Source organism: Thalassotalea euphylliae, from assembly GCF_003390395.1.
GTDB lineage: Bacteria > Pseudomonadota > Gammaproteobacteria > Enterobacterales > Alteromonadaceae > Thalassotalea_F > Thalassotalea_F euphylliae_C.
The window spans coordinates 260,041-286,885 of the sequence record NZ_QUOV01000001.1 but is presented as its reverse complement, the minus strand read 5'-3'; the positions used below and the strand labels follow the sequence as shown (position 1 = coordinate 286,885).

The 26,845-nt window shown below is 44.2% G+C and carries 26 protein-coding genes and 1 pseudogene; 13 read left to right on the top strand and 14 right to left on the bottom strand.

What is annotated here, in order from left to right; translation table 11 throughout:
- Nucleotides 1–84: 84 nt before the first annotated feature.
- The 6 genes from purD to prmA form a co-directional block, all read right to left on the bottom strand.
- Nucleotides 85–1,371, bottom strand: a complete 1,287-nt coding sequence (gene purD, locus DXX92_RS01300) for a phosphoribosylamine--glycine ligase (RefSeq protein WP_115998775.1) — start codon at nucleotides 1,369–1,371, stop codon at nucleotides 85–87.
- 123 nt (nucleotides 1,372–1,494) lie between these two features.
- Entirely contained in the window at nucleotides 1,495–2,325 is an 831-nt protein-coding gene (locus tag DXX92_RS01295; RefSeq protein WP_181901795.1) for a class I SAM-dependent methyltransferase, read from the bottom strand.
- A 193-nt stretch (nucleotides 2,326–2,518) separates the two neighbouring features.
- On the bottom strand, nucleotides 2,519–4,144 hold the full coding sequence (gene purH, locus DXX92_RS01290; protein WP_115998773.1) for a bifunctional phosphoribosylaminoimidazolecarboxamide formyltransferase/IMP cyclohydrolase: 1,626 nt from the start codon (nucleotides 4,142–4,144) through the stop codon (nucleotides 2,519–2,521).
- Nucleotides 4,145–4,421: 277 nt separating this feature from the next.
- Entirely contained in the window at nucleotides 4,422–4,718 is a 297-nt protein-coding gene (fis, locus tag DXX92_RS01285; protein ID WP_115998772.1) for a DNA-binding transcriptional regulator Fis, read from the bottom strand.
- 13 nt (nucleotides 4,719–4,731) lie between these two features.
- Nucleotides 4,732–5,700: a tRNA dihydrouridine synthase DusB gene (gene dusB, locus DXX92_RS01280; protein ID WP_116002253.1), complete on the bottom strand. Its 969-nt coding sequence runs from the start codon at nucleotides 5,698–5,700 to the stop codon at nucleotides 4,732–4,734.
- A 211-nt stretch (nucleotides 5,701–5,911) separates the two neighbouring features.
- On the bottom strand, nucleotides 5,912–6,793 hold the full coding sequence (gene prmA, locus DXX92_RS01275) for a 50S ribosomal protein L11 methyltransferase (RefSeq protein WP_115998771.1): 882 nt from the start codon (nucleotides 6,791–6,793) through the stop codon (nucleotides 5,912–5,914).
- A 108-nt stretch (nucleotides 6,794–6,901) separates the two neighbouring features.
- Between prmA and DXX92_RS01270 the strand changes: the two genes are divergently transcribed.
- The 3 genes from DXX92_RS01270 (at nucleotide 6,902) to DXX92_RS01260 (ending at nucleotide 10,280) form a co-directional block, all read left to right on the top strand.
- Entirely contained in the window at nucleotides 6,902–7,681 is a 780-nt protein-coding gene (locus DXX92_RS01270) for a substrate-binding periplasmic protein (RefSeq protein WP_115998770.1), read from the top strand.
- Nucleotides 7,681–8,646 carry a siroheme synthase gene (locus tag DXX92_RS01265; RefSeq protein WP_115998769.1) on the top strand — a complete coding sequence of 322 codons (966 nt, stop codon included), beginning with the start codon at nucleotides 7,681–7,683 and terminating at the stop codon, nucleotides 8,644–8,646. Before DXX92_RS01270 ends, DXX92_RS01265 begins: the two co-directional genes overlap by 1 nt.
- Nucleotides 8,647–9,023: 377 nt before the next feature.
- Nucleotides 9,024–10,280, top strand: a complete 1,257-nt coding sequence (locus DXX92_RS01260) for a hypothetical protein (RefSeq protein ID WP_115998768.1) — start codon at nucleotides 9,024–9,026, stop codon at nucleotides 10,278–10,280.
- 92 nt (nucleotides 10,281–10,372) lie between these two features.
- Here the strand turns inward: DXX92_RS01260 and DXX92_RS01255 are convergent, their stop codons facing one another.
- The gene (locus DXX92_RS01255; protein WP_115998767.1) at nucleotides 10,373–10,621 is read right to left on the bottom strand and encodes a DUF6482 family protein; all 249 of its coding nucleotides are present in this window, start codon (nucleotides 10,619–10,621) and stop codon (nucleotides 10,373–10,375) included.
- A 177-nt stretch (nucleotides 10,622–10,798) separates the two neighbouring features.
- Between DXX92_RS01255 and zur the strand changes: the two genes are divergently transcribed.
- The 4 genes from zur to DXX92_RS01235 all read left to right on the top strand — a co-directional run bounded on the left by zur (nucleotide 10,799) and on the right by DXX92_RS01235 (nucleotide 14,829).
- Nucleotides 10,799–11,233 carry a zinc uptake transcriptional repressor Zur gene (zur, locus tag DXX92_RS01250; RefSeq protein ID WP_115998766.1) on the top strand — a complete coding sequence of 145 codons (435 nt, stop codon included), beginning with the start codon at nucleotides 10,799–10,801 and terminating at the stop codon, nucleotides 11,231–11,233.
- 187 nt (nucleotides 11,234–11,420) lie between these two features.
- Nucleotides 11,421–13,787 (top strand): M1 family metallopeptidase, encoded by a 2,367-nt coding sequence (locus tag DXX92_RS01245; protein ID WP_115998765.1) that lies wholly within the window; start codon nucleotides 11,421–11,423, stop codon nucleotides 13,785–13,787.
- Nucleotides 13,768–14,292 carry a DUF6702 family protein gene (locus tag DXX92_RS01240; RefSeq protein WP_115998764.1) on the top strand — a complete coding sequence of 175 codons (525 nt, stop codon included), beginning with the start codon at nucleotides 13,768–13,770 and terminating at the stop codon, nucleotides 14,290–14,292. Before DXX92_RS01245 ends, DXX92_RS01240 begins: the two co-directional genes overlap by 20 nt.
- 75 nt (nucleotides 14,293–14,367) lie before the next feature.
- A complete protein-coding gene (locus DXX92_RS01235) occupies nucleotides 14,368–14,829 on the top strand; it encodes a chemotaxis protein CheX (protein ID WP_115998763.1) in 462 nt (153 codons plus the stop codon).
- A gap of 99 nt (nucleotides 14,830–14,928) precedes the next feature.
- On the opposite strand, the gene soxR is transcribed toward DXX92_RS01235, so the two are convergent.
- The gene (soxR, locus tag DXX92_RS01230; RefSeq protein WP_115998762.1) at nucleotides 14,929–15,387 is read right to left on the bottom strand and encodes a redox-sensitive transcriptional activator SoxR; all 459 of its coding nucleotides are present in this window, start codon (nucleotides 15,385–15,387) and stop codon (nucleotides 14,929–14,931) included.
- A gap of 379 nt (nucleotides 15,388–15,766) precedes the next feature.
- On the opposite strand from soxR, the gene DXX92_RS01220 reads away from it, so the two are divergent.
- From DXX92_RS01220 to DXX92_RS01205, 4 genes and pseudogenes are all read left to right on the top strand, one after another.
- On the top strand, nucleotides 15,767–15,955 hold the full coding sequence (locus DXX92_RS01220) for a hypothetical protein (protein WP_115998760.1): 189 nt from the start codon (nucleotides 15,767–15,769) through the stop codon (nucleotides 15,953–15,955).
- A gap of 62 nt (nucleotides 15,956–16,017) precedes the next feature.
- Nucleotides 16,018–16,436 (top strand): annotated as a pseudogene (locus tag DXX92_RS01215) (VOC family protein).
- A gap of 255 nt (nucleotides 16,437–16,691) precedes the next feature.
- Complete coding sequence (locus DXX92_RS01210) at nucleotides 16,692–17,573, top strand: LysR substrate-binding domain-containing protein (protein ID WP_115998759.1); 882 nt, start codon at nucleotides 16,692–16,694, stop codon at nucleotides 17,571–17,573.
- 17 nt (nucleotides 17,574–17,590) lie between these two features.
- The gene (locus DXX92_RS01205) at nucleotides 17,591–18,010 is read left to right on the top strand and encodes a secondary thiamine-phosphate synthase enzyme YjbQ (RefSeq protein WP_115998758.1); all 420 of its coding nucleotides are present in this window, start codon (nucleotides 17,591–17,593) and stop codon (nucleotides 18,008–18,010) included.
- A 9-nt stretch (nucleotides 18,011–18,019) separates the two neighbouring features.
- On the opposite strand, the gene alr is transcribed toward DXX92_RS01205, so the two are convergent.
- The 6 genes from alr to rpmE form a co-directional block, all read right to left on the bottom strand.
- Complete coding sequence (gene alr / locus DXX92_RS01200) at nucleotides 18,020–19,120, bottom strand: alanine racemase (RefSeq protein ID WP_115998757.1); 1,101 nt, start codon at nucleotides 19,118–19,120, stop codon at nucleotides 18,020–18,022.
- A gap of 5 nt (nucleotides 19,121–19,125) precedes the next feature.
- Entirely contained in the window at nucleotides 19,126–20,556 is a 1,431-nt protein-coding gene (gene dnaB, locus DXX92_RS01195) for a replicative DNA helicase (protein ID WP_115998756.1), read from the bottom strand.
- 391 nt (nucleotides 20,557–20,947) lie between these two features.
- On the bottom strand, nucleotides 20,948–21,925 hold the full coding sequence (locus DXX92_RS01190; protein WP_115998755.1) for a DUF4097 family beta strand repeat-containing protein: 978 nt from the start codon (nucleotides 21,923–21,925) through the stop codon (nucleotides 20,948–20,950).
- 144 nt (nucleotides 21,926–22,069) lie between these two features.
- Nucleotides 22,070–22,576 (bottom strand): hypothetical protein, encoded by a 507-nt coding sequence (locus DXX92_RS01185; RefSeq protein ID WP_115998754.1) that lies wholly within the window; start codon nucleotides 22,574–22,576, stop codon nucleotides 22,070–22,072.
- A gap of 2 nt (nucleotides 22,577–22,578) precedes the next feature.
- The gene (locus DXX92_RS01180) at nucleotides 22,579–23,136 is read right to left on the bottom strand and encodes an RNA polymerase sigma factor (RefSeq protein ID WP_115998753.1); all 558 of its coding nucleotides are present in this window, start codon (nucleotides 23,134–23,136) and stop codon (nucleotides 22,579–22,581) included.
- A 218-nt stretch (nucleotides 23,137–23,354) separates the two neighbouring features.
- Nucleotides 23,355–23,567 carry a 50S ribosomal protein L31 gene (gene rpmE / locus DXX92_RS01175; protein ID WP_115998752.1) on the bottom strand — a complete coding sequence of 71 codons (213 nt, stop codon included), beginning with the start codon at nucleotides 23,565–23,567 and terminating at the stop codon, nucleotides 23,355–23,357.
- Between the two features lie 297 nt (nucleotides 23,568–23,864).
- Between rpmE and priA the strand changes: the two genes are divergently transcribed.
- The gene (priA, locus tag DXX92_RS01170) at nucleotides 23,865–26,186 is read left to right on the top strand and encodes a primosomal protein N' (protein WP_245961376.1); all 2,322 of its coding nucleotides are present in this window, start codon (nucleotides 23,865–23,867) and stop codon (nucleotides 26,184–26,186) included.
- Nucleotides 26,187–26,286: 100 nt separating this feature from the next.
- On the top strand, nucleotides 26,287–26,835 hold the full coding sequence (locus DXX92_RS01165) for an SPOR domain-containing protein (protein WP_116002251.1): 549 nt from the start codon (nucleotides 26,287–26,289) through the stop codon (nucleotides 26,833–26,835).
- The last annotated feature ends 10 nt before the right edge of the window (nucleotides 26,836–26,845 follow it).

Below are 26,845 nucleotides of genomic sequence, written 5' to 3'. Positions count from 1 at the left end.
CTAGCCTAGGGGTACAAACCAATAAAGACAAAAAGCCCGGTTATTCATACCGGGCTTTTTATTGTTACATCTCTTTGTGCTTACTTAGTCTTGCTCTCTCGCGATTGCACGATATGCAATATCAGTTCTAAATTCGACCTTATCCCAGCTTATTTGGTGTAACAGTTCATACGCCGCCTTTTGCGCTGTTGTAACATCTTCACCTAATGCAGTTGCACATAACACGCGTCCGCCTGCAGTTACTACCTGGCCGTCTTTCAGGGCAGTGCCAGCATGAAACGTTTTACGATCGTTTGCTGTGTTGGTTGCCAAGCCTGAAATTACATCGCCTTTGTTATAACTACCCGGGTAACCACCAGCGGCCAAAACCACCCCTACTGCAGCGCGAGGATCAAAGTTGATCTCTTTACCCGCTAATTCGCCCTGACAAGCAGCTATACATAATTCCACAAGATCTGACTGTAAACGCATCATGATAGGTTGAGTTTCTGGATCACCAAAACGACAGTTATATTCAATTACTTTTGGCGTGCCATCCTCTGCGATCATTAAGCCTGCGTATAGAAAGCCAGTATATGGTGCATCTTCTTTTGCCATACCTTCTACTGTTGGCATGATCACTTCTTTCATAATGCGATCATGAATTGCTGGTGTTACCACAGGTGCTGGAGAGTATGCACCCATACCACCTGTGTTTGGACCTTTGTCTTCGTTATATGCACGCTTATGATCTTGACTTGTAGCAAATGGCAATACGTTTTTACCGTCAACCATGACAATAAAGCTTGCTTCTTCACCTGTTAAGAATTCTTCGATTACTACGCGATGTCCAGCATCGCCAAAAGCATTGCCTGCCAACATATCTTTAATCGCATCTTCCGCTTCTTCAAGTGTCATCGCAACGATTACACCTTTACCTGCCGCTAAGCCGTCAGCTTTAACCACAATAGGTGCACCTTGCTCACGAACATAAGCTAACGCTGGCTCAATTTCCGTGAAATTAGCATAGGCTGCAGTTGGAATGTTGTGGCGCGCTAAGAAGTCTTTGGTGAATGCCTTTGAACCTTCCAATTGCGCCGCTTTAGCTGACGGACCAAAAATAGTTAAACCTTCGGCCTGAAATGCATCAACTACACCATCAACTAATGGTTGCTCTGGGCCAACAATGGTTAGCGCAATATTATTTTGTTTAGCAAAAGTCACTAATGCTGGAATATCGTCTACGGAGATTGCAACATTTTCCAGTTTATCTTCTGTACTGGTACCGGCATTACCCGGTGCGACAAATACTTTTTCGACTTTAGTAGATTGCGCCGCCTTCCATGCAAGGGCATGTTCACGACCACCACTGCCAATCACTAATACATTCATTGATAACTTTTCCTAACTAAAATAATAAAGAAGAGTAGTGAGTGTTTTGTTAAATGCTTTAAAACTCAATACTCTTCTTAAAGGGTTAACCTTTACCAATATAAAGATCTACATTGTAAAGATTTACATTTTTACAAACTTCAGCGTCATACGGTCACTTTCACCGATCGCCAAGTACTTTTCTTTATCCTGCTCTTTTAAACGTAATACAGGTGGCAACGTCCAAACGCCTTTCGGGTGATCAGCGGTATCTTTCGGGTTAGCATTAACTTCGCTTTTTGCCGCTAATTTGAAACCTGCCTTTTCCGCTAAATCAATCGTCATTTGCTCTGGGAAATAGCCACTGCGTTTGTTGTCTTCCCATTTTTGACTGGTTGGCATTCTGTGCTCAACAACACCTAGTACACCACCGCTTTTAAGTGCTTTATGTGCGTCTTTAAACACTTGCAGCACACCTTCTTCACCCCAGTTGTGTAGATTACGGAATGTTAAAACAAGGTCAGCTGTTCCTGCTGGAGCAATTTCTGAGGCAACTCGTGGCGTGAAGTTAGTTAGCTCTACTTTGCTAAATACTTCATCACTCGCCATTTTTTGCTCTAAACGGCGACGCGATTTGCTGAAATAGTTATCTTCACCGGTATCTGGGTAGTGAGCACCGTAAAACTTACCGTTGGCTTTTAGCGCAGGAGCAAGAATTTCAGTGTACCAACCACCACCAGGTGCCATTTCTACTACGGTCATGTCGGGCTTGAAACCAAAAAAGGCTAATGTTTCTTTTGGATTACGGTAAGCATCACGCGCTTTGTTTTTGGCACTACGGTGATCACCGCTAATTGCCTTCATTAGCTCAAAGCTAGTTGCGGCTTGTTTACCGTGAGGTTCATGGGTATGTGCCATTGCTGGCAATGACGCCATGGTCAGTGAAATAAGTGAAGCGCTGAGTACTGTTTTTATTGTGTTCATAGTTCTTCCATAACAAGGGTTGTAAGTGATAATAACTAGACCCGTAAAGTTATAGCAGAATTCGTTAAAAGATTCAGTGAAGCTGGTTGCCACTTGTCGTTGGAAACCAGCACTTTAACTATTTCAGCTAGTTAGCTAACCAACAGAAATAGTTTGCCGCCTTGAATTAAAGACGGATAAAGCATTAATGACGGAAATGGCGCATACCGGTAAATACCATTGCCATACCGTGTTCATCAGCCGCTGCGATAACTTCCTCATCACGCATTGAGCCGCCCGGTTGAATAACAGCAGTAATACCAGCCACTGCTGCCGCATCAATGCCATCACGGAACGGGAAGAAAGCATCTGACGCCATCACTGATCCAGCGACCTCTAGGTTTTCATCCGCCGCTTTAATACCAGCCACTTTCGCTGAGTAAACACGGCTCATTTGGCCTGCACCAACACCAATCGTCATTGAGTTTTTCACGTAAACAATGGCGTTTGATTTTACGTACTTAGCCACTTTCCAGCAGAATTTTAAATCGCGTAATTCTTCTGCTGACGGTTGACGCTTAGTGACAACTTTCAGCTCATCATCAGTAACACGGCCTTGGTCGCGATCTTGCACTAATAAACCACCGTTAACACGTTTGTAGTCTAACCCTGTGGTTTGTGACTGCCATTGACCACATTCAAGTACACGAACATTAGGCTTTGCAGCAACAATTTGCGCTGCAGCTTCTGACACTTTCGGGGCAATGATCACTTCAACAAACTGACGAGAAATAATCGCTTCGGTGGTGTCTGCATCTAACTCGCGGTTAAAGGCGATAATGCCACCAAACGCTGAGGTAGGATCGGTTGTGTAGGCACTTTCGTAAGCAGCTAAAATATTATCGCCAATTGCGACACCACATGGGTTGGCATGTTTAACGATGACACACGCTGGCTCGTCAAACTCTTTAACGCACTCTAACGCTGCATCTGTATCAGCGATGTTATTGTATGACAGCGCTTTACCTTGAATTTGTTTCGCCGTAGCAACTGATGCTTCTTCTGGCTGTGCTTCAACATAAAACGCCGCATCTTGATGAGAATTTTCGCCGTAACGCAAATCTTGCGCTTTAACGAATTGGCTATTGATGGTGCGTGGGAATTTGTTTTTGTTATCAAAACCAACTTCGCTTTCGGCAGCATTGTCACGCTTTTCACAGTTTTTAGCGTACGCTGGCAACATTTGGCCAAAGTAATTAGCGATCATGCCATCGTAACTTGCCGTGTGCTCGTAAGCCGCAATCGCTAAATCAAAACGGGTTTGGTAGGTAAGTGAGTCACTATTAGCGTCCATTTCTGCCAATACGCGATTGTAGTCATGAGCGTTAACAATAATCGTCACGTCTTTATGGTTCTTAGCGGCTGCACGCACCATCGTTGGGCCACCGATATCGATGTTCTCAATGGCATCTTCTAGTGAACAATCATCGTTAGCGACGGTATTAGCAAATGGATATAGGTTTACCACCACCATATCAATGGCATCGATGTTGTTTTCGGCCATCACCGCTTCATCTGTGCCACGGCGCGCTAAAATACCGCCATGCACTTTTGGGTGAAGCGTTTTAACACGGCCGTCCATAATTTCTGGGTGACCGGTGTAATCAGACACTTCCGTGACGTTAATACCATTATCGGCAAGTAATTTTGCCGTGCCGCCAGTAGAGAGTAGTTCAACACCTTTTTGCGTAAGTGCTTGCGCGAACTCTACAATACCAGTTTTATCAGAAACACTTAGTAGTGCACGTTTGATTGGGCGTGGGGTATCCATTGCTATTTCTATTACCTGTATCTTTAGTGATGTAGTCTGGCCTGTGACATATATCCGTGGCAAAACCGATAATCGTTTATCTTGTCTCGTGATAAACAACCGTTGGCTGTCGCTCCTGCGATTTAAATTCTACTTCTATTTCTTCTGACTTTCTTGCGCTCAGTGCATTCACGTTTTGCGTTTTTAGTCTAGCAGTTTAAATGCTGACTGATTGGTTCACTTTTCCAAGTGCCAAAAACAAAGAAAGCACCCTAAGGTGCTTTCTGATAATGCGATATTAGTTCATACCGTATTTTTTCAATTTCTTGCGAAGTGTACCGCGGTTGATACCTAGCAAGTTTGCTGCGCGGGTTTGGTTGCCGCGAGTGTAAGTCATTACTTCTTCTAGCATTGGCGCTTCGATTTCAGATAGTACTAATTCGTACATATCGTCAACATCATTACCGTTCAATTGTGATAAGTAGTTTTTGATAGCGATTTTCGCTTGAGTGCGCAGTGGTGACGCCTTCGTAGTTTGCTGCTGAATATCAGTTACATTGGTAATGAAAGGAGAAGAAATATTTTGTTCAAACATAAAGTTCAGACTCTTATCTAGTTAAGTTATCAAAATACATGTTTAACGCTTCGAGCTGTTCGCTAGTTGACTCGAGGCCGTTAAAACTTGATCGAAAATTTTTACCCTGGTCGTGCGTTTGCATATACCAAGACACATGCTTACGAGCGATTCTCACGCCCATGAAGTCACCATAAAACTGGTGTAAATCACCTACATGTCCCAATAATATTGAGCGCACTTCCTCCATTGAAGGCTCAGGTAGTACCTCACCTGTGTCGAGATAATGGTTAATCTCGCGAAAAATCCACGGTCTACCTTGGGCAGCGCGACCAATCATGATCGCATCTGCATTGGTGAATTCGAGAACTTCTGCTGCTTTTTGCGCAGAAGTAATATCACCATTTGCAACAACCGGAATCGAAATTGCTTTTTTAATTGCCTTAATCGTTTGGTACTCGGCATTACCTTTATAAAAGTCACAGCGAGTTCGACCATGAACAGCTAACGATTGAATACCGTTGTGTTCAGCAATTTTGGCAATTTCAATACCATTGCGCGTGTTTTCACACCAACCCGTTCGTATTTTCAGCGTTACTGGCACATTCACCGCTTCGACTACAGCTTGAACAATTTGTTCAACTTGATCAGGGGCTTTAAGCAACGCCGAACCGGCGAGTTTTTTATTTACTTTCTTGGCCGGGCACCCCATATTGATGTCAATAATTTGGGCACCGTTTTGCACATTAACCTGAGCTGCAAACGCCATCTCCTCAGGATCAGAACCAGCAATCTGAACCGAACGAATACCCGCTTCCGCGCTATGTACCATTCGCAACTTAGATTTTTCTGTATTCCAGACCTTAGGGTTCGCCGACACCATTTCAGATACCGCCAAACCAGCGCCCATCTGACAACATAATTGTCTAAACGGTTTGTCAGTAATGCCCGCCATTGGCGCAAGCATTGCCTTACTTTTTAGCTGGTAGCTGCCTATCTTCACTGCTGCTTTTTTGAGCTCTTGGTCAAAAGGGCGCACAGTTTACGTGTTTTTTTTAGGATTGAAAAGGATATAAATTGAACAAATTTTGTTTTTTTTTGATTTTTTAATATTGACTTTTGAGTTAATTTTTAAACGTGCAGAAAATGCACAAAAGTTATCAACTTCGCACAATTTTCTGCTTGACTTTTTTTCTGAAGTATCTGCTCTAATTTCAGCTACGAACCCCAGAAAGCCTGACCCACTCGTCTTGTACTTGAATTGGATCCATGGCGCACCACTGTCCGTAAATCGTTTGTAATTCCGGCGCCTGATTTTCCAATACGCCAGAAAGTGCGAGTAAACCCTTGTCACCAACAAACTCGATTATCGTTGGCGCTAACTCTTTTAATGGACCGGCCAGAATATTAGCAACAACTACATCGGCTTTCAGGCTAGGTTGGTCTTTAGGTAAATAAAGCTCAAGTCGGTCTTCACAGCCATTGCGTTTAGCATTTTCAAGACTGGCTTGCAGCGCTTGTGGGTCAATATCGATACCAATCACTTTTTTCGCGCCTAGTTTAAGCGCAGCCAGTGATAAAATGCCTGAGCCACAGCCAAAGTCGACGACAGTTTTACCGGTGAGGTCTAAACCATCTAGCCAAGTTAAACACAATGCAGTTGTCGGGTGAGTACCCGTACCAAAGGCAAGGCCAGGGTCAAGCATCACGTTTACGGCTTCGGGATCCGGCACTTCGCGCCAGCTAGGGCAAATCCATAAACGTTCACCAAACTTCATGGGATGGAAGTTATCCATCCATTCTCGTTCCCAGTCTTTGTCTTCTAATTGCTCTAGCTTATACGCCATTTCGGCTTTTTCTGGGTGAATAGATTTAAGGTAACTAATGACCTTTTCCATATCATGGGCGGCATCAAACAACCCCATAACCACGGTATTAGCCCAGTAAATCACTTCGTCACCCGGTAAAGGCTCGTAAATTGGCGTATCTTGCGCGTCAATAAAGGTAACGGCTTGCGCACCAGCAGCGCTTAACCAGTCACTGTATTTTTCAGCCGTTTCTTCATTGGCTTGTAACCTTAATTGTATCCAAGGCATTGGGTATCTCTGTCAGAACATTTATACTAAAGTTTATCATTCATCACCTGTAGAAAGTAATACTCTCTACTATCCCTTAACGATAATAGCCGTACATATAAGTAGGATATGATGGACAAATCAAAGCAAGGTTGGCCAATCGCCCTGATAGTTGCAGCAGCGTTTGCTTGCTTTTCTAATTTAAGCTTTAGCCAACAACTTAAAGTGCAGATTGTTACTGAGCACTTAGCACCATTGCAGATAAATGTGCCGAACCAACCTCCCAGCGGTGCGATGGTAGAAATTGTTGAACGCCTTCTTAACGACAGTGAAATTGAAGGGGAAATCAAATTCTACCCCTGGGCTCGCGCTTATCAAATCGCACAACAGCAAGCTAACACACTTATTTTCTCTATTGTTCGCACTCCCAGCAGAGAAGGTAAATTTCACTGGCTGTTCCCCTTGGTAAACGATAGTGTGCATTTGGTGCGTTTAAAGTCGCGACCGGAACTCACTATTTCAACATTAGAACAAGCCAAACAGTACCGCATTGGCGTTCATCGCTCAGATATTATTCATCAGTATTTGCAAGCCAAGGGGTTTACTGACGACCATAACATCTTGCTGAATTCTTCTTATGCCAGTGCTTGGCTGGCGCTCTTAGAAAGAAAGGTTGATTACATCACGGCAAATAAATTTATGTGGCAAGCGCAACAACAAATAAGCGACGAGGCGTTTCAAGCGGTAGAGTCAGCTTTGATCTTAGATGACCTTCAACAAGGGCATTACCTTGCTGCCAGTTTAAATACCTCCCCTATCATCATTAAAAAATTACAAAAAGCACTGGAAAAGTTAAAACAAAGCGGACAATATCTGGCGATATTACAGAAGTGGCAATTGGCTGATTAATGAAATATTTTCCCGTTTTTTTAGATGCACGTTTTATCCGCGCATTGGTCATTGGGGGTGGCGAAGTTGCCGCCCGTAAAATTGAATTGCTATTAAAGTCGACCACAAACATCACGGTAATGAGCAGCAAGCTCAATCCAACCGTGCAACGTTTAATTAAGGAACACGATTTAACATGGCTTGCGCACGCCTACGAGCCAGGTCATATGAACGACTTGTCAATGGTTATCGCCGCTACAGACGACCCACATGTCAATGCTGAAGTACAAGAAGAAGCAAGCAGCCTTGGCTTGTTAGTGAATGTCGTTGATCAACCAGACCTATGCTCATATATCACGCCAGCTATCATTGACCGCGATCCGATGATAGTGGCTATCTCAAGCTCAGGAAGCGCACCAATTCTAGTTAGAATGCTGCGCGAACAAATAGAACGCATTATGCCCGCCGCATACGGCAAACTGGCAGATTTCTCATTCAAGTTTCGAGATCATGTCAAAGCACGTGTCAAAGGCTTGTCTAATCGCCGCCAATTTTGGGAAAACACATTGCGCGGCAGTATCGGTGAAAATATTTTATCGGGGCGAGTGACCGAAGCAGAGCAACAACTATTCACTAGCTTAAAAAGCGAAATACCACCACAGCAAGGCAGTATTACCTTTGTTCATACCATGACAGGTAACCCAGACAACATGACGTTAGCGATTCACAAAGCTTGTCAATTTGCAGACGCGGTGTTTTATGATGAGCAAGTTAATTTAGAATTACTGGAATATGTGCGTCGTGATGCGGAAAAGTACCCGCAATCGATTGCTTCTAGTATTAGTGTGAATTATCAGCACGCAATTGAACTAGCAGAACGAGGCAATCGCGTTATCTACTTTTTAGACGGCTATGAGCCGCTGCCTGCCAACAAAGCATTGCAGGAAAGCACCATACTCAAGCAAACGTTCGTGTGCGGCAGCTAACTCTTCTTACCTGTATTTCTCTACACTACACCTTAGCTACACATATCTTGATTTAAGCGTCTTAAACAGGCGCTTAGCCCTCGTTCTAATAAAAGTCAATACACTGGCTTGCGAAAATGTAATTTATTGTTAACATAAGTTGCTTATACCAATTGAATTTATGAGTTGGATATTGATACCCAACTAAAATGATCGAACCGTCATTGAAATTGGTAATAGTGATGAAAGCAACGTATCTCTTTTTGCTGACACGATAACAATAACGATAAAGCTGGAGCCGCCACGGCACGCAGCAAACTCAACAATTGATATAGACAAGCTAACTAGCTAGCAACATGGATCTGTATTAGTAATGGACATCATACAGGGTTGAACAAATGAGTATTACTGTAGTTACTATTGCGGCGATATTAGCCGTACTGACTATTTATTTTCTAATAAATAGCTATGCGCCACTGACCAACAAGATAAACAGCGCAATTGGTATCTCAAGTCGTTCTCGAGCACTTACCTATCTTATTGTTGGCCTTCTAGGCTATGTGCCACTTTATTACTACAACGACTTTGACAACAAGCTCAAGCTAGCAAACCAATATGGTTATGATAACTATCAAAGCTACCAGCAAGATTTGCAACGAGCAACCACGCATGATCTTGAGTTAACCAAGTACCAAGCCATTATGGTTAATGCTAAGCAAGCTGGGTTCGATGATTACCTAGCGTATCAGCAACACCTTGAAGCGCAGTCTTACGACTATCCAGATTATCAAAGCTATAAGCGTGATTTACAGCTAGCTAAAAGTTATGGCTTTCCACTTGAGGTTTATCGAGTAGCTAAAGAAGATGCGAGTGCCCAGAATTTTGAATACTTTGATGACTACTTGATCGCTCGTGAAAAAAACTCGCTGAAAAAGAAACTTACTTTGGTACCGAGTTCAGATGGTGATTTTACGATAGACAATGTGCCCTTAGGGGCAAAAAAGAACGAGTTATTATCGCTTATTGAAAACTGTAAAATTAGCCAAATGCCCGACTATAGTTTTCCGATCACCAAAACGCTGGCACCGCGAAAAGAAGCCTTGGTTGATCACTTCTTTCCTGAAACCTCTACTAACAGTAACTTTGGCTTAACCAACTACAATATGAACTTTTCGGTGATGCCGGGTTTAGATCTCAAAGCCATTACCAAGTATGAAATGAAATGTGATGAAGGCCGATATGATCTTTGGTTCCTGAACTCAGATAACACCTTAGTCTTCTATGAAAAAACCCTAAAAATGCCAAACGTCTACCAGTTTGATAGAACACTTGAGCGTCTTGAACGAATTTTTTGGGCAAAGTGCGACGACGAGTTTGAAATTGGCTTGGAAACTAGCTTTGAAGAGCATGGCACAAGAGCCGTGAAAAATATGTACTGCAAGAATTTCCAAGATTACATTATTGCCACCATAGTTGACGGCCCAATTATTACCGGGGTAAGACAAGAGCCAGATATCCATATAGGTTACCTCAGCCAGCGTCAATGGAAGAAATACATTAACAATCTACACTCGGTTAAAGGCAAACGCGGTATCACGCAGTTTTCACAAAACGATGGAAAGAACAAAACCAGAACGTTTGAAAGCCGCATCTAGCTTTAAGTAACGTTGTTTTTTCACTCGCAAGAGTCGCCACCGACAAAACAAAAGGCTGCACTAATAGCAGCCTTTCTTGTTACAGCCAAAAACTATTTCCAGCGCAGCGGCATAAGCAAAGGTTCAGCTGGTGCTTGCATGCCACACATCTCGTCGTAAGCACTCTGGTGCTCCAGCCATACTTGTTCAAAGCTGTGATCGCTAAAGTGTTCTCGAACACTGGTGATACTTTGAAAACGCAGCGGCCTGTTTTGTTTATCCAATACTAGGTGACTACTACTGCCATCTCGCTGCTCCGCAAGATACGTATTACCTTCAAGCGACTTGATCAGTAAATCCATCTCAGTTTCCTCACTAGGTTTTGATAGGTTTTGATTAAGTCATTACGCCATTTAGTAATAAAAAGCCCAATGCGCCCATGATATTACTTGAATAGAATTTTCAAGACTTAATCCCTATGGTAGACTGGCCAACAAGCAACAACGCTAACCAACAATGCCAACAGTTTCACTAACATTATGAATTTAGAAGATTTAATCTCCCAAGCACAACAAGTATGTGAAAAACGCGGTGCTCGTTTAACGCGTGCACGTGCGGAAGTACTGAAACTATTGGCACAGCACGACGGTGCCGTCGGTGCCTATGACTTATTAGCGCAATTACAAAAAACCGCTCAAAGCGCCAAGCCAGCCACGATTTACCGTGCGTTGGACTTCCTAAGTAAGCAAGGATTTGTCCATAAAATCGAATCGATTAATGCCTTTGTTATGTGTCACCACATCAGTGATTGTAACCACCCAGTTCAGCTGCTTATTTGTGATGAGTGTGGCCACGTTGAAGAAATTCAGTCAAATAACCTAGATCTCGCATTACGTGCAATGGCAGACGCCAGCGGTTTTGATATTAGCCATCAAATTGTTGAAGCACATGGCCGTTGCCAACGCTGTCATTAATCACAACGATTTAATAAGCCCCACACATTTTATCGTTACACTATAACAATTAGCCGTTCATCCTAATTCTTGTGCGAATAGCCGCAATTACTAAATATTGCTATTCGTAAATGAATGTTTCTGTGATATAACCTCCCGCGTTCAAAATTCTTGTAAATCCATATTCACAACAAACGCTGGAAGTTCTATGAAACAATTAGTGCAAAGCACCATTGTGTGTTTAACCGTTGTATTTTCCGGTGCTGCCATTGCTAAAGGCGCGCCATTCGACGATAAGTTCCGTCAATTAGACGAGCTGTTGCCAACACCTAATACCTACCGCACAGCGTCAGGTGCTCCAGGTCATCAATACTGGCAACAAGAAGTTGATTACGAAATCAATATTACCCTAGATGATGCGACCCAACGGTTAATGGGTTCTGAAACCTTAGACTACACCAACAACTCGCCAGACACGTTGCGTTATATTTGGATTCAGCTTGATCAAAACCGCATGAAACGCGGTGCCGACTACAAGCTAGCCAATGTCGCGCCAAAGAAAAAAGTGACCTACAAAGGTCTGCGCAACATTATTGAAACAGATGCTTTTGATGGTGGTTATGAAATCACAAAAGTCGCTGACAGCAACAACAAACCGCTTAAGCATGTGATCAATGGCACTATGATGCGTATTGACTTACCTAAGCCGTTAAAGCCAGGTAAAACGGTTGAGCTGAATATCGACTGGAACTACCAACTACACGAGCAAAAAGTCTTGGGTGGCCGTTCAGGTTGGGAATACTTCAAAAAAGACGACAACTACTTGTACGAGCTAGCACAATGGTTCCCGCGTGCAGCAGCGTACTACGACGTGATGGGTTGGCAAAACAAGCAATTCTTGGGTAATGGTGAATTTACCCTAGAGTTTGGTGACTACGATGTAAGAATCACCGTACCAGCTGATCACGTAGTTGCCGCAACCGGTGTACTTCAAAACCCTAAGCAGGTACTAACCAAAACACAACGTGAGCGCCTAGAACAGGCAGAAACAGCGAAAAAGCCGATACTTGTTATTACGCCTGAAGAAGCGTTGGCAAATGAAAAGTCACGTTCAGACAAAACGAAAACTTGGCACTTTAAAGCAGAGAACGTACGTGACTTTGCTTGGGCATCAAGCCGCAAGTTTATCTGGGATGCACAAGGCTATAAAGAAGGTGGCACCGACACCATGGCAATGTCGTTCTACCCGAACGAAGGTAACCCATTGTGGGAGCGCTATTCAACGGAAGCCATCATCCACACCATGGAGCAGTACAACAAGTACACCTTTGCTTACCCATACCCAGTCTCAATCTCAGTCAATGGCCCAGTGGGTGGTATGGAATACCCAATGATCACCTTTAATGGCCCACGCCCGACGTTGAACGAGGAAACCGGTGAGAAAACCTATTCTCGTCGTACTAAGTACGGTTTGATTGGCGTTATCATCCACGAGGTTGGTCACAACTACTTCCCGATGATTGTTAACTCTGACGAACGTCAATGGACATGGATGGATGAAGGCTTAAACACTTTCCTTCAATTTGTTGCTGAGCAAGCATGGGAAGAAAACTACCCATCTCGCCGTGGCCATGCTGCAGGCATGATCAGCTACATGAAAAGTAGCAACCAAGTACCCATTATGACCAACTCAGAGTCAATTTTGCAGTTTGGTAACAATGCCTATGGTAAGCCAGCGGTTGCGCTAAATATCTTGCGCGAAAGCATTATGGGTCGTGAACTATTCGATTTCGCTTTCCGTGAATACGCTCAACGTTGGAAATTCAAACGTCCAACACCAGCTGATTTCTTCCGTACCATGGAAGATGCCTCAGGTATTGACCTTGACTGGTTCTGGCGCGGTTGGTTCTACACCACTGACCATGTAGACATCGCGATTGAAAATGTTTACCTGTACCGCCCTAACAGCCAAAACCCAGATATTGAAGAAGCTTGGGAACGTGCTCGTTACAATGAGCAACCAACCTTTATCAGCGACATGCTAAACGAAGGCAACTGGCGCCGTACTCACGACAAGCCGGAATTGTTAGACTTCTACAACGAACACGATAAGTTCACTGCAACTAACGCTGCGCGCAATAAGTACAATAAGACGCACAGCAAATTAGAGCAGTGGGAAAAAGACCTACTAGCAAACGACAGTAAGTTCTATATTATCGACTTCGCTAACAAAGGTGGCTTGGTAATGCCCATTATCTTGGATATTACCTATGCTGACGACAGCACAGAGCAAGTTCGCATTCCTGCTGAAATTTGGCGCAGAACCCCTGAAAAAGTATCGAAGCTATTAATTCGCGACAAAGAAATTAAAGCGATTGCGCTAGATCCAAACTGGGAAACAGCCGATGTTGATGTGAACAACAACTATTGGCCTGCACGCCCAATTCAATCGCGCTTTGATTTATTCAAACGCAAGAAAAAAGACATGATGCGCGACTACAATGAAGAGTTGAAACCAGTAGACGCAAAGTCAGTCAGCAATGAAGAAAAGCAAAATGACAACACAGCCAACTAAATCGTTTGGTCGTCAAATTGTCTTGTGGCTAACTGCCACTTTGATGATGGGAGTTGCAGCTTCGGCTGCAGCTCACAAATACTTTTTCGCTATCACTGATATTAACCACAATCACAGCGCAAACAGTTTTGAGATTATTCATCAGCTAACCGCACACGACATTGAAAACACCATTGCCGAACAGCGCAATATCCACTTCAGCCCTGAGCTTCCTGAATACGAAGCTTTCATTCAAGAATACGTTGAAAACCACTTTCATCTATTGATGAACGATGCGCAAATTAAAACAAACTGGGTTGGTTTAGAAATAGTTCGCGATAAAATCGTCATTTATCAAGAAGCAAGTGCCAATCAATTTTTTGCGCCTTTGGTGGTAAAAAATCAACTACTCGTTGATACTTATCCCAAGCAAATCAATACGGTGAACTTTATTAGTGGCAAAGCAAAATTCAGCCTGACATTCAATAATTCACAGCGTATTGCTACAATTAACAACAATAACTAGTGCCCTATGTTAAATTTATGCTAAATTAGCAGCCAGATTATGCACTTGAGCCAACTTTAAGACCCGGTAATTTCCATGAATGTAGAGTTTATAAATCCTTTCTTATCTTCGATGTTAAACGTAATGTCTACGATGGCAATGATGGAGCTAACACCGGAAAAGCCTAAGCTAAAGCAAGGCGAAGTCGCTAAAGGTGACGTTTCGGGTTTAATTGGCATGGTGAGTGACCAGGCTAAAGGCTCATTATCAATAACGTTTGAAGCATCATTAGCCATTGCGACGATGAAAAATATGGTTGGTGAAGGCCCTGATGTGGTTAATGAAGAAATTACTGACTTAGTCGGTGAAATCACTAACATGGTCACTGGCGGCGCTAAGCGTATGCTAAGCGAAAAAGGTTTTGAGTTTGATATGGCGACACCTATGGTTGTATCAGGTAAAGACCACACCATCAACCACAAAGCAGAAGGCCCAATTGTTATTATTCCGTTGACCTCTGCACACGGTAAAGCGTTTATCGAATTTAGCTTTGACTAAGTATCAATTTAGCGTTACTAACGCCTAAGACGACGAAAAGCTCCTGATGATAGGAGCTTTTTTTATGCCTAAACGAAAACTGCGGCCTAGTCATTGGCATTACTTTTTCTGAACCGCATCACGCTCTAAAATAACCGCCCCTTCGCCCTCGCTGGCTAAAGCATCTTCTGGGTTGTAAATTGGGCAGGAATTCAATGATAAACATCCGCAGCCTATGCAACCTGAGAGCGAATCTCGCAGCGTTTCTAAATAATGAATACGGGCGTTAAGCTGTGCTTGCCAGCTAGCGGCTAGCTCGTTCCAGTCTTCTTTGGTTGGCGTGCGATTATTTGGCAAACTGGCAAACGCGGCTTTGATATCAGCCAACGAGATACCCATTTTTTGCGCCGCTTTGATAACAGAGATGCGCCTTAGTACATCCGCCTTATATCGACGCTGGTTACCATCGTTACGCCAACTTCTAATAAGCCCCTGACGCTCGTAATAATGGAGTGTCGACACTTTCACACCACAACGCTTAGCAACTCTGCCAACCGTCCAGTTCGCTTCTTCTAGCATATCAGTCCCTCAACACAATCTAGGGCGTGTTGATCTTTCGAGATTGAATTTTGTTCAATCTAAACGCTTTCTGATCGCGGCGCTCGCTTTGTCGCATAGTCGTTCTACGCAAGAAGCGAGCAACAATGAGCAGGAAGCGTTTAGATGAACCCGCAGGGCAGCGTCTGTTTGAATTTTCTACTGTGTTGGCACTTATTTATGGAGAATGACTACACTGCACAAGTGCCGCCTTGTATAAAACCCAAACAGACTGCTGCAAAAACAACCCTGAAAGCTCAACACGCCCTAGTTACTCTGCAAAAAAGTTTCAAAAAACACTTTACCTAAACCTAACTTGAGGTTTTAACATGCTCATAACTTAATCACAAGGAGTAGCGAAATGACCTCTATTACACTGGCTAGTCAATCAATAGCGAATTGTGCCAATAGCGACAGTATTGATGTGCAAAATACTGATAGCGAAAGTAAAGCAGAGAGTAACAAGCCAACGGAATGCCAAACGCGCAAACAACGTAAATTCATTCACGCATTAGCAGAGCTGCTAAGCAAAACAATGCAATACAAATAAGCCAAACTGAAACCGGGCTTATGCCAAATTAAAGCCGAACTTAAGCCAAATAAGGAGCTAACATGCAGTTAGAACATGTCAATTTAGTCGTCAAAACATTCCCGCCAGCCTGAAGTTCTACCAAGCGGCTTTCCCTCACTGGCGTGTTCGCAGCGAAGGTAGCGGCGAGTGGTATGGTAAAGCGCGAAACTGGTTGCATTTAGGCGACGATTATCAATATTTGTCGTTTAGTGATCACGGTGAAGGAGAGCTTAGAGACAATACAGGTCATCTCGTTGGTCTCGCTCATTTCGGCTATCAGGTAAAAAATCTAGACGCAGTTATCGAGCGACTTACCGCCGCAGGCTTTGCGGTTGATAAAGTTGGCGCATCAAACCCCTACCGCAAAAACGTGTACTTTATCGATCCGACAGGCTACGAGGTGGAGTTTATAGAATATCTCTCGGATATCCCTATCGAACGCAATAACAACCTGAGCTAACAAAAGCTTACTGAGCCCCGGCCGCTAGTCATCTGCTTAGTTTACCAAGGTGAGTACGCGGCTAAGTGGCTATCCGCTTAACGGTATAGCTACACTGATAACATCTATACCGAACAGGTACTCGAATACCTTCCCGAAATAAAACTGACGTTAACTAAAAACAATTATAGACGTCTAGACTTTCAGATGTTTATAATAAATTTACTTTGCCAATCGGCCAAGTGAATTTTGATACGCAATTTTCGGGAGTGCGATATGTTAGAACTTAAGCATTTGCGCACCATCCGCGCAATTGATCAGCAAGGCAGCTTAACCAAAGCTGCAGAGCAGTTGGCGACAAGCCAATCGGCATTGTCACACCAACTCAAAGAGCTAGAATACAAGCTGGCAACTAAATTAGTCACACGTGATAAACGTAAACTCGACTTAACCACGCAAGGCAAATCAATTAAGTCACTGGCTGATGAAGTCTTACCAAAAATCGATGCGCTTGTTGCAACACTAACAGAAAGGCCGCAAGCTCAGAGCTTGTCACTGGGTTTTGCATGCCACGCTTGCTTTCAATGGTTGATGCCCATTTGTCGGAACTTACAACAAGATTACCCGAGCCTAAGTTGGGATATAAGAGATGATGTCTTCGAGCAAGAGTGTGATTTAGATATTTTGTTTACCGACGAAGCCAGCACCGATGTTCAAGTGATAGAAATTAAATTGGGGCAATTTGAGCAAGTGGCTGTAGTTAGTGAGCTTAACCCTTTGTCCTCAAAAGACCAGCTAGTTGCGGAAGACTTTGTCAATCAAGTGCTGCTTACCTACCCAGTGGAGATTAACCGTCTTGATATCTTTAACCAAGTGCTGACACCTGCCAATGTTGTACCTGCCAAAACGAGAAAGGTGGCGAATTCTCACTCTATATTACAAATGATCCACGGCAATATTGGTGTAGCCGTTCTTCCCGATTGGTTAGTCAATGCTTACCAATACCAAACAGGCATACGAACAATACCTTTAGCACCCGCAATTACAAAGTCACTGTATATTCGCTTAAAGCAAGATATTGCTGAGCTAAGCAGCGTAAAACAACTGGTGATTGCATCACGTGATAAATTCGCTACGCTTATGCAACCATTTCAATAACCGAATGAGCTAAGCCTATGTGGCAACAAGTTGAATTTTCTCTGTCTGCGAAAGCACGTGGCTTTCACTTAGTCACAAACGAAGTAGAACGAAAATTACCAGCACTAGGTGGTATTCAGTGTGGCCTTTTACACTTATTTGTAAAACACACGTCAGCTTCACTGACTATTAACGAAAATGCTGATCCAACCGTACGCTCTGATATGGAAGCGCACTTCAATCACTTTGTGCCTGAAAATGCCCGTTATTATCAACACACCTATGAAGGTGCGGATGATATGCCAGCGCATATTAAAGCCAGTACATTAGGCACCAGCGTTAGTATCCCTATTACTAATGGCCGATTAAACTTGGGGACTTGGCAAGGTATTTATTTAGGTGAGCATAGAGATTACGGTGGCAGCCGAACACTCGTAGCTACCATCCAAGGTGAGTAAGGTTATTTGCTAGGAGGATACCGTCATATTAACGCGACGGGTGATATTACACAGTAGCTCGTAAGGAATTGTGGTTGCCCATTGGGCAATTTCTTCAATGCCTAAGCCTGCGCCCCACAAAGTGGCAATATCGCCGATGTTGTCGGCACATTCGCCCTCGGCTGCGCCGCCTAAGTCGACATTGATCATATCCATTGAAACGCGGCCAACTAAGGGCACTCTGCGGCCATTTAGCAATACCGGCGTGCCGTTGGATGCGTGACGGGGGTAACCATCACCATAACCAATGGCAATTACACCGATATGAGTGTCTTGTTCTGCGATCCATGCTGCGCCATAACCCACTGACTCGCCTTTTCTAATAAAACGCTTAGCTATTAGGCTAGATTTTAACGTCATCACTGGCTGAATATTAAGCTCGTCTGCAACTTTATCCTGCATAGGGCTGACGCCGTAGAGCATTAAACCCGGTCTGACCCAATCAAAGTGGGTATCCGGCCAAGCACAAATCGCGGCAGAATTTGCTAGTGTTTTTTGCCCCGCTAATACATCAGTTAGCGAATTAAACAAACTAAGTTGTGTTGGCGTATACTTGCTTTCAACATCATCCGCGCAGCTTAAATGACTCATCAGCACAATATCATCTTGCACATTAGACGACTTTTTTAACGCCTGATAAAAATCGCGAAACTGCTCAGGTTCAACACCAAGGCGATGCATGCCCGTATCAACTTTTAGCCACACTTTTACTGGTGTTTGCAAATCAGCTGTCAACAATGCATCTAGTTGCTCTTGGTTATGAATCACCGTATGAAGGTTATTCACATCCAGTACAGGCAATTCTTGCGGACTAAAAAAGCCTTCCATCAAGACTATCGGTTTGACCACACCACAGGCTCTAAGCGCCAGCGCTTCATCTAAACGCGCGACACCGAATGCACCAACATCCTGCTCCGCTAGTGCTTCAGCAATGCGCTCTAAGCCATGGCCATAAGCATTGGCTTTAAGCACTGCCAAGATTTGCGAATGCGGGGCAAGTTTTTTGATTTGGATGACATTATGGGCGAGCGCCTGCAAATCAATTGCAGCCGTTGCAGTTCGAACCGACATCGAGCTTAATCTTCTTCTAGTACGTGTGGGCCAGCGTAATTATCAAAGCGTGACCATTGACCGTTAAAGGTTAGTGGCACACGACCGATTGGGCCATTACGCTGCTTACCAATAATGATTTCCGCCATGCCTTTAAACTCAGAATCATCGTGATATACCTCATCACGATAGATAAACATGATCAAATCGGCATCTTGCTCAATTGAACCTGATTCACGCAAATCTGAGTTAACTGGGCGTTTGTCAGAGCGTTGCTCCAAACTACGGTTTAGCTGAGATAGCGCCACCACTGGAATTTCTAGCTCTTTCGCCAAGGCTTTAAGTGAGCGAGAGATTTCGGCAATTTCTAAGGTACGATTATCAGCAAACTGCGGCGCGCGCATCAATTGCAGGTAATCGATCATGATCATGCTTAAGCCGCCGTGATCTCGGGCTATACGGCGAGCACGTGAGCGCACTTCCGTAGGTGTTAAGCCTGCTTGATCGTCAATATACATTTTACCGCTTTCGATCATAGTACCCATGGTGGTGGACAAGCGCGCCCAATCTTCATCATCTAGCTGACCAGTACGTATTTTAGTTTGGTCAATGCGGCCTAGTGAGGCTAGCATCCTCATCATGATTTGCTCGGACGGCATCTCAAGACTAAAAATCAAGGCTGGCTTGTCTTCATGCATAGCCGCATGCTCAGCCAAGTTCATGGCGAAGGTGGTTTTACCCATCGATGGACGGGCAGCGACAATAATTAAATCAGAAGCTTGCAGGCCCGCAGTCATTTTATCCAGATCGGCAAAGCCAGTTGAAACCCCAGTGACACCGTCGTTACCAAGGCCACTGGCCTTTTCAATTTTATCGACGGTTTTTTCTAAGATAGGGTGAAGCGCCTCTGGGCCTTCGTTTTTATTGGCACGTGCCTCGGCAATGGCAAAAACTTTAGTTTCAGCAAAATCCAGCAGCTCGGCACTGTCGCGGCCTTGAGTATCAAAGCCAGCTTCAGAAATTTCATGAGCGACGCTAATTAGCTCGCGCGTCACCGCACGTTCACGCACAATATCAGCATATGCCGTGATATTGGCAGCACTTGGCGTATTGCGGATCATTTCCGCGATATAAACAAAGCCGCCGGCATCATCAAGCTGTTGATCGTTTTCCAGTGCTTCTGTCACCGTCACCAAATCAGCAGGCTCACCGCGTTCAACTAAGACACTGATGGTTTCAAAAATCAGGCGATGACCGCGACTATAGAAATCTTGTGCAACGACGTGTTCACCGACACGGTCGAAAGTTTCATTATCCAATAACAAGCCACCCAGCACTGATTGCTCAGCCTCGAGTGAGTGTGGCGGCATTTTCAGGTCTTCAACCTGTTGATCACGCTTAGCTTTTGAGCCCTGCGCACCACCTTTGGGGAATTGACTTGTTTTGGCTTCGGCCATGGTTACTACCTGCACATATGAAAAAGCAGCGACGAGCGCTACTTTTTGTAAGTTCTCTAAGATGGCTAATGTATCAAAAGGCTTAATGAAAATCAGCTTTAAACATTAGGGCGTGTTGATCTTTCGAGATTGAATTTTGTTCAATCTAAACGCTTTCTGATCGCGGCGCTCGCTTTGTCGCATAGTCATTCTATGTAAAAATCGAGCAACAATGAGCAGGAAGCGTTTAGATGAACCCGTAGGGCAGCGTCTGTTTGAGTTTTCTACTGTGTTGGCACTTATTTATGGAGAATGACTACACTACACAAGTGCCGCCTTGTATAAAACTCAAACAGACTGCAGCAAAAATAATCCTGAAAGATCAACACGCCCTAGTAAGGTTTGCTGAAAATTACTTACTTCTCACCTTAATTTCACCGCTAACCACATTACCACGTACTGTGCCTGTGCCATTACCCGCAGTAAATGATAGCTTAGAGCTTGGGCCGTATTTTGCCCGCGTTGCTTTATCTTTGGTAATACGGTTTACGATGTCGCCACCTGCACTGGCATGCAGTCTAAAATCAGCATTAACGTCATTTTCAAAGGCTAATTCGATATCCGAGCTGACACCAGATACTTTTACATCGCCGTGATTAAGCAAGGTCAGTGAGCCGCTGGCATCTCCACTAACACTGGCAATAGCTAGCTCTTCCACTTCCCCCAGTTCAAACTCAATATCACCAGAGACGACACTGAGTGATACTTGCTGTGCAGTTGAGCGTGTTTCTACATCACCACTCACCGCTTTTAGGCGCAAGCGACCAGAAGAATCGCGATCATCAATTTTGCCGCTAATGGTAGATAAGCGAATTTTGCCAGCCAAATCGCGGCTGTCGATATCACCACTGACTGAACTTAGCTCAATATTATCTTTCAACTCTTTAGCGACAATATCACCACTGACGGTTTTCACTTCAATATGGCTGTCGAGATCTGACACTTCAACGTCACTCGATACCCCCTCAAAATTCATACTGAGCGATTTCGGCATACTGACGGTAAAACGAGAGCCGCTACTATTGTTGCTGTGACGCATTGAGCGATATACCACCTTAACCCGCAACATATTGCCGCTTTTTTCGAAAATAAAGCGCTCTACTTTTTCGCCCAGTTCGCCGCTGACACTGACTTCGTCGTCATCGTGACCAATAATTTTTACTGAGCCGCGCATATTCTCAATATTAACCACCGACAGGCCATCTGCTGATAACGTTTCATCAATGCGCTCACCTGCATAGGCGTTAAAAGCAGTTGCGATACTTAGCACTAAGCCAACGGGTAAGCCAAGGCGTGAAAATGCTGATGATAATAAGGTTGTACCTTTCATAACTACCTCTAAATTCTTTACTCTACTTTGCTAGTCTTTACGCTTGCAGGCGCAGGGCTACTCGACCTAACCTGTCTACGAACAATTTCTTTACCGCTGCTATATGGTTTGCTATTAAATCGTTTGCCGCTAAATTGTCTGCCACTATATGGTTTGCCACTGGGGCGTATACAAACGTTTTAATAAATCCAGCTCTTGTTGCTGCGTCCATTGCAGTAAATTCAATAAATCCGTGTTGTTTTCATCATTTTCCAGCGCGGCAGCAATACTTTTTCTCGCTTGCGCCAGCTTAGCCAATTCCACCTGCATCTCAGGTGATAACTGGGTTAAATCTGGCTCACCAAAGCTGGTTAACATCAGCTGTTTTTGCTGGTCAAACTCTTGATTAAGTGATGCTACTAAGCCCAGTTCAGCATTGCTTGCCCCTTGCGGCATCACATTGACCCAAGTAAGTAATACTGCTGCAACTAGGCTGGCTGCCCATGCAAAGGGCACAACTTTGATACGCTGTTCATTGCTTTGCCCGCGCTGTGCTGTCATATGCTGCGCCGCCAATGCATTCTCTATACCTGGCCAAAGATCCCGTTGCGGGGCAATTTCTTTAGGAAGATTGTCTATTTTTTGCTGTAACTCTTGGTCTGACATACTCATTATCATTCCTCCAGCCATTCTTTTAATAAGGTTTTAGCTCTGTGGTACTGGGCTTTGCTGCTACCAACGGCCATATTTAACATTTTACCGATTTCCTCATGGCGATAGCCTTCAACGGCGAACAATACAAACACTAGGCGAGCACGCTCAGGTAAACGCATAATATGCTTATCTAACTCTGATATTTCCGCCATTTCTTCACCCACTTCTTCAACCACTTGGTCTTCAATACTAAACACCCGTTGCAACCAGTTTTTATGCTTACGCAGGTGGCTTAGTACGATGTTAGAGGCCACGCTGTGCAACCAAGTACTAAATTTACTATTGCCTTGGAAGTTACCAATTTTTTGCCAGACCTGCACAAACACTTCCTGACAGACATCTTCGGCACTGTCTTTATCTGCCAGCATCCGCCAGCACAAGCCATACACCTTTTTATGATGCATTTCATACAGCTGATAGAACGCCTGCTGATCGCCGCCTTTTGATAGCGTGATAAGCTTTGCTTCTTCATCTTGTGTGAAGCGCTTACTCGCTTCAATAACTTGATGACTATCCAATGAAAACTTCCGTTTATTCGCGATTGTTTGTTTAGGTTTTAGTAAGTTAGATGCAGTATGCCGCAAAAGGGTTTAAAAGACAGGAATTAATTTTTGATCCAATATCGTAACGGCTTGATGTAATTCGTTTTTAGCCTTTATATTTAGTGATGATAAGAAGTTTCAGGCACAAAAAAAGCGCCATGCTAGGCGCTTTCTTTTGCAAGAGTAAGTAAAACTTACTTCTTACCAAGCATACCGAAACGCTTGTTGAATTTGTCAACACGACCACCAGTTTCAGCAGCTTTTTGCTTACCAGTGTAGAATGGGTGACATTCTGAACATACGTCTAGGTGTAAATCTTTTGCTACTGTTGAACGAGTAGTGATAACGTTACCGCAAGAACAAGTTGCCTTGATCTCTACGTAATTAGGGTGAATACCTTCTTTCATGGGAAACCTCTATATTAGGCCGTATCGCCACTTAGTCAGTTCTATTACCGCTAAGCACCATACGAGTTAGTTAAAAATAACGGTCGCGAATTGTAGGGGATCGTTGCGTTAACTGCAACCAAATTCACGCAAAATCGCTAATTTTTTAAACAATTTTAGCTCACTTAGCCATTTATGTAATTTTAGCGTTTTTGATTAACATTTGGCTAAGCAAAAAATAAAGCGATTAAAGGCACTTGGCAGTTCGCCCTCATCTGGTCACAATAGACAAATTATTGCCAACTCTGACCAAAGATCTTGTCTGAAAAGCACGCAAAAGATAGCGCCAAGCAGAGCCCTGAAAGCTACGCCGAAAATCATGCCGAACATAAGGCAGAACTTTCTGAAGCCGGCTCAATCGCCAAATTAGAGCAAAAAAAGCGCTATATCGACATTGCCCTGCCAGTGCCCACTAGGCAACTTTATACCTATGAATTGCCGTCAGCACTTAATTCGCCAGTAATTCAAATCGGTGAACGAGTCGTTGTGCCGTTTGCTGGTCGCCAATTAGTGGGTATTGTGCTGGCGACCAATACCAGCACCGCGCTAAGCGCAGACAAGATCAAATCCGTTATTAGCCGCGTATCTGAGCAATATCCGCTGCCGCCAAACTTAGTGACTTTTTTAACGACATTAAGCCAATACTATCACCACGCAATCGGTGATATTTTCCAGCAGGCATTGCCGGTATTATTACGACAGATTGAAGCGCCCGATTTAAGCTACCAAACCCGTTGGTTTGTCACTGAATCAAGCGAAGAGGAAGCACTCAGTGCCATTGGTACAAAAGCGAAAAAGCAATTAGAGCTTTATCAGGTTATTCGCCATAACCAAACGGGTACCAGTTGGCCAGAATTAAGAACCCTAGGTTTTGTAAAACAGCAATTAACGGCGCTGCAAAATAAAGCCTTAATCGAAGAAAAAGAGATAGTACCAGCGCCGTGTCACTGGCATGAAGGTGACTTAAATCAAGATAACCGCCTGAAACTCTCGCCAGAGCAAGCCATTGTCGTTTCCGCCCTCAACCAAAGTCATCAAGACTTCAGCTGCCATTTGCTCGATGGCATTACCGGCAGTGGTAAAACAGAAGTGTATTTGCAGGCAATGGAGAAAACCTTAGCCAATGATCAGCAAGTGCTGGTGATCGTGCCAGAAATTGGCTTAACCCCGCAAACCCTGTCACGTTTTGAGCATAGGTTTAACGTGCCAATATATTTGCACCACTCAGCACTTAACGACAAAGAACGCTTAGATACTTGGCGCGCAGCTTATCGTGGTCATGCGGGCATCATTATCGGTACGCGCTCAGCCATTTTTACGCCAGCCAATAAACTTGGATTGATTATCGTTGATGAAGAACACGACGCCTCGCTAAAACAGCAAGACAGCTTTCGCTACAACGGCCGAGATGCCGCAATTTTACGAGCACGTCAGCTCAATATTCCAATATTGCTGGGCAGTGCCACGCCGAGTTTGGAAAGCTTGCAAAATGCCCTGTCACACAAGTTTCATTATCACCAGTTAAACAAGCGTGCTGGTAACAGTGTGCAAGCAAGTATGAGCTTAGTGGATGTTAATCAAGAACTCTTGACTGCAGGAGTGAGCGACACAGTTAAACAAGCAATTGCCGATACGCTAAAACGCCGCGAACAAGTGCTGGTGTTTTTAAATCGCCGTGGTTATGCGCCAGCGATTAATTGCCAAGAATGTCATTGGGTCGCTGACTGTCAGCGCTGCAATAAACCATTCACCCTGCATCAAAAAGATCAGCTTTTAGTCTGTCATCACTGCGGTAATCAAAAGCGTATTGTGCACCAATGCCAGCAATGCGGTAGCACACGTTTAGCGCCCGTTGGTCAAGGTACCGAACAACTTGAACAACACTTAGCCGGCTGGTTTCCTGATAATAGCGTGGTGCGCATTGACCGCGATTCGACACGGCGCAAAGGCGAACTAACCAAATTGCTGCAAGCCATTCACAATAAAGAGCACGACATTTTGGTGGGTACGCAAATGCTTGCCAAAGGTCACCATTTCCCTGATGTCACCTTAGTGGTGATTTTAAATGTTGATGGCGCCCTGTTTAGCTTTGATTTTCGCGCCGCTGAGCACATGGCGCAGCTGTTAGTGCAAGTAGCAGGTCGTGCAGGTCGTGCCAGTAAACCCGGTAAGGTGCTGATCCAAAGCCAATATCCTCAGCACCCGCTGCTACAAGATTTAGTTAACAATGGCTATCGCCACTTTGCCCAGCAAACCTTGGCTGAGCGCAACTTTGCCCGCTTGCCACCGTTTGGCTATCAAGTGCTGATCCGCGCCGAAGCGAAATACCCGTCTTACCCCTCCAAGTTTTTAATGGCGGTCAGCCAACTAGGGCTAAACCATTGTCAACTCGTTGGCCCAATTCCCGCGACCATGGAGAAAAAAGCCGGCTACTATCGCTATCACCTGATAGTGCAAAGTGAGCAGCGTAAAACGCTGCATCAAGCGATGCTGCACGTGATTCCGTTTTTGGAAAATCATGAATTAACCAATAAAGTGCGCTGGTCAGTAGATGTTGACCCCCTAGATTTTAGTTGGTGACCCTTGTTTTTACTTGATTAGGACTTGCTTGCAGGCTTTTTTTTTCCGCTTATTTCGCTACAATAGCGGCTCTTGTTTACCGCAGTTTTATGATTTTTTTATGGCACCACAGGATTACGTTTCCCGCTCGAACAATAAAAAGAAAAGTCCTTACAAAAAGCAGCAGCCAGAGGCGACGGGAATGCCATTAAAAGTGAAGCTGATCACCTTATTCACTGTCTTAGCCGTTGCTGGTGCCGGTTACTTTTTGTGGTTTTTAAAAGACGTTAAACCGATCGCCACACCAACGCCACAAGCGCCTGCGGTAAAAGCCACCAAAAAACTACCTGAGCCGCCGGCTGAAAAGTGGCAGTATATCGACAAGCTTAAGCAAGGCACGCAAATCGAAGGCGGCCACTACGAAGTGGAAGAAAAAGGCCCGTATAAAATGCAGTGTGGCTCGTTTAGAAAGCGCAGCCAAGCAGAAGCGATGAAAGCACAAATTGCCTTTAGCGGCCTAGTAGCGAAAGTGTCAGAAAGCTCAGGTAAAAATGGCATTTGGTACAAGGTTGCCCTTGGCCCATACCCGCGCAAGCGACTGGCAGAAGCCGACAAGCACAAGCTTAAGCGCAACAATATTACCACCTGCCAAATTTGGCTGTGGAGATAGTTCATCTCTT

Bases quoted from the DNA above. Each gene is read 5' to 3' on its own strand.
- purD (WP_115998775.1), bottom strand. From the start codon at position 1,371: ATGAATGTATTAGTGATTGGCAGTGGTGGTCGTGAACATGCCCTTGCA.
- purH (WP_115998773.1), bottom strand. From the start codon at position 4,144: ATGGATACCCCACGCCCAATCAAACGTGCACTACTAAGTGTTTCTGAT.
- fis (WP_115998772.1), bottom strand. From the start codon at position 4,718: ATGTTTGAACAAAATATTTCTTCTCCTTTCATTACCAATGTAACTGAT.
- prmA (WP_115998771.1), bottom strand. From the start codon at position 6,793: ATGCCTTGGATACAATTAAGGTTACAAGCCAATGAAGAAACGGCTGAA.
- DXX92_RS01270 (WP_115998770.1), top strand. From the start codon at position 6,902: ATGATGGACAAATCAAAGCAAGGTTGGCCAATCGCCCTGATAGTTGCA.
- DXX92_RS01265 (WP_115998769.1), top strand. From the start codon at position 7,681: ATGAAATATTTTCCCGTTTTTTTAGATGCACGTTTTATCCGCGCATTG.
- DXX92_RS01260 (WP_115998768.1), top strand. From the start codon at position 9,024: ATGAGTATTACTGTAGTTACTATTGCGGCGATATTAGCCGTACTGACT.
- DXX92_RS01255 (WP_115998767.1), bottom strand. From the start codon at position 10,621: ATGGATTTACTGATCAAGTCGCTTGAAGGTAATACGTATCTTGCGGAG.
- zur (WP_115998766.1), top strand. From the start codon at position 10,799: ATGAATTTAGAAGATTTAATCTCCCAAGCACAACAAGTATGTGAAAAA.
- DXX92_RS01245 (WP_115998765.1), top strand. From the start codon at position 11,421: ATGAAACAATTAGTGCAAAGCACCATTGTGTGTTTAACCGTTGTATTT.
- DXX92_RS01240 (WP_115998764.1), top strand. From the start codon at position 13,768: ATGACAACACAGCCAACTAAATCGTTTGGTCGTCAAATTGTCTTGTGG.
- DXX92_RS01235 (WP_115998763.1), top strand. From the start codon at position 14,368: ATGAATGTAGAGTTTATAAATCCTTTCTTATCTTCGATGTTAAACGTA.
- soxR (WP_115998762.1), bottom strand. From the start codon at position 15,387: ATGCTAGAAGAAGCGAACTGGACGGTTGGCAGAGTTGCTAAGCGTTGT.
- DXX92_RS01220 (WP_115998760.1), top strand. From the start codon at position 15,767: ATGACCTCTATTACACTGGCTAGTCAATCAATAGCGAATTGTGCCAAT.
- DXX92_RS01210 (WP_115998759.1), top strand. From the start codon at position 16,692: ATGTTAGAACTTAAGCATTTGCGCACCATCCGCGCAATTGATCAGCAA.
- DXX92_RS01205 (WP_115998758.1), top strand. From the start codon at position 17,591: ATGTGGCAACAAGTTGAATTTTCTCTGTCTGCGAAAGCACGTGGCTTT.
- alr (WP_115998757.1), bottom strand. From the start codon at position 19,120: ATGTCGGTTCGAACTGCAACGGCTGCAATTGATTTGCAGGCGCTCGCC.
- dnaB (WP_115998756.1), bottom strand. From the start codon at position 20,556: ATGGCCGAAGCCAAAACAAGTCAATTCCCCAAAGGTGGTGCGCAGGGC.
- DXX92_RS01190 (WP_115998755.1), bottom strand. From the start codon at position 21,925: ATGAAAGGTACAACCTTATTATCATCAGCATTTTCACGCCTTGGCTTA.
- DXX92_RS01185 (WP_115998754.1), bottom strand. From the start codon at position 22,576: ATGAGTATGTCAGACCAAGAGTTACAGCAAAAAATAGACAATCTTCCT.
- rpmE (WP_115998752.1), bottom strand. From the start codon at position 23,567: ATGAAAGAAGGTATTCACCCTAATTACGTAGAGATCAAGGCAACTTGT.
- DXX92_RS01165 (WP_116002251.1), top strand. From the start codon at position 26,287: ATGGCACCACAGGATTACGTTTCCCGCTCGAACAATAAAAAGAAAAGT.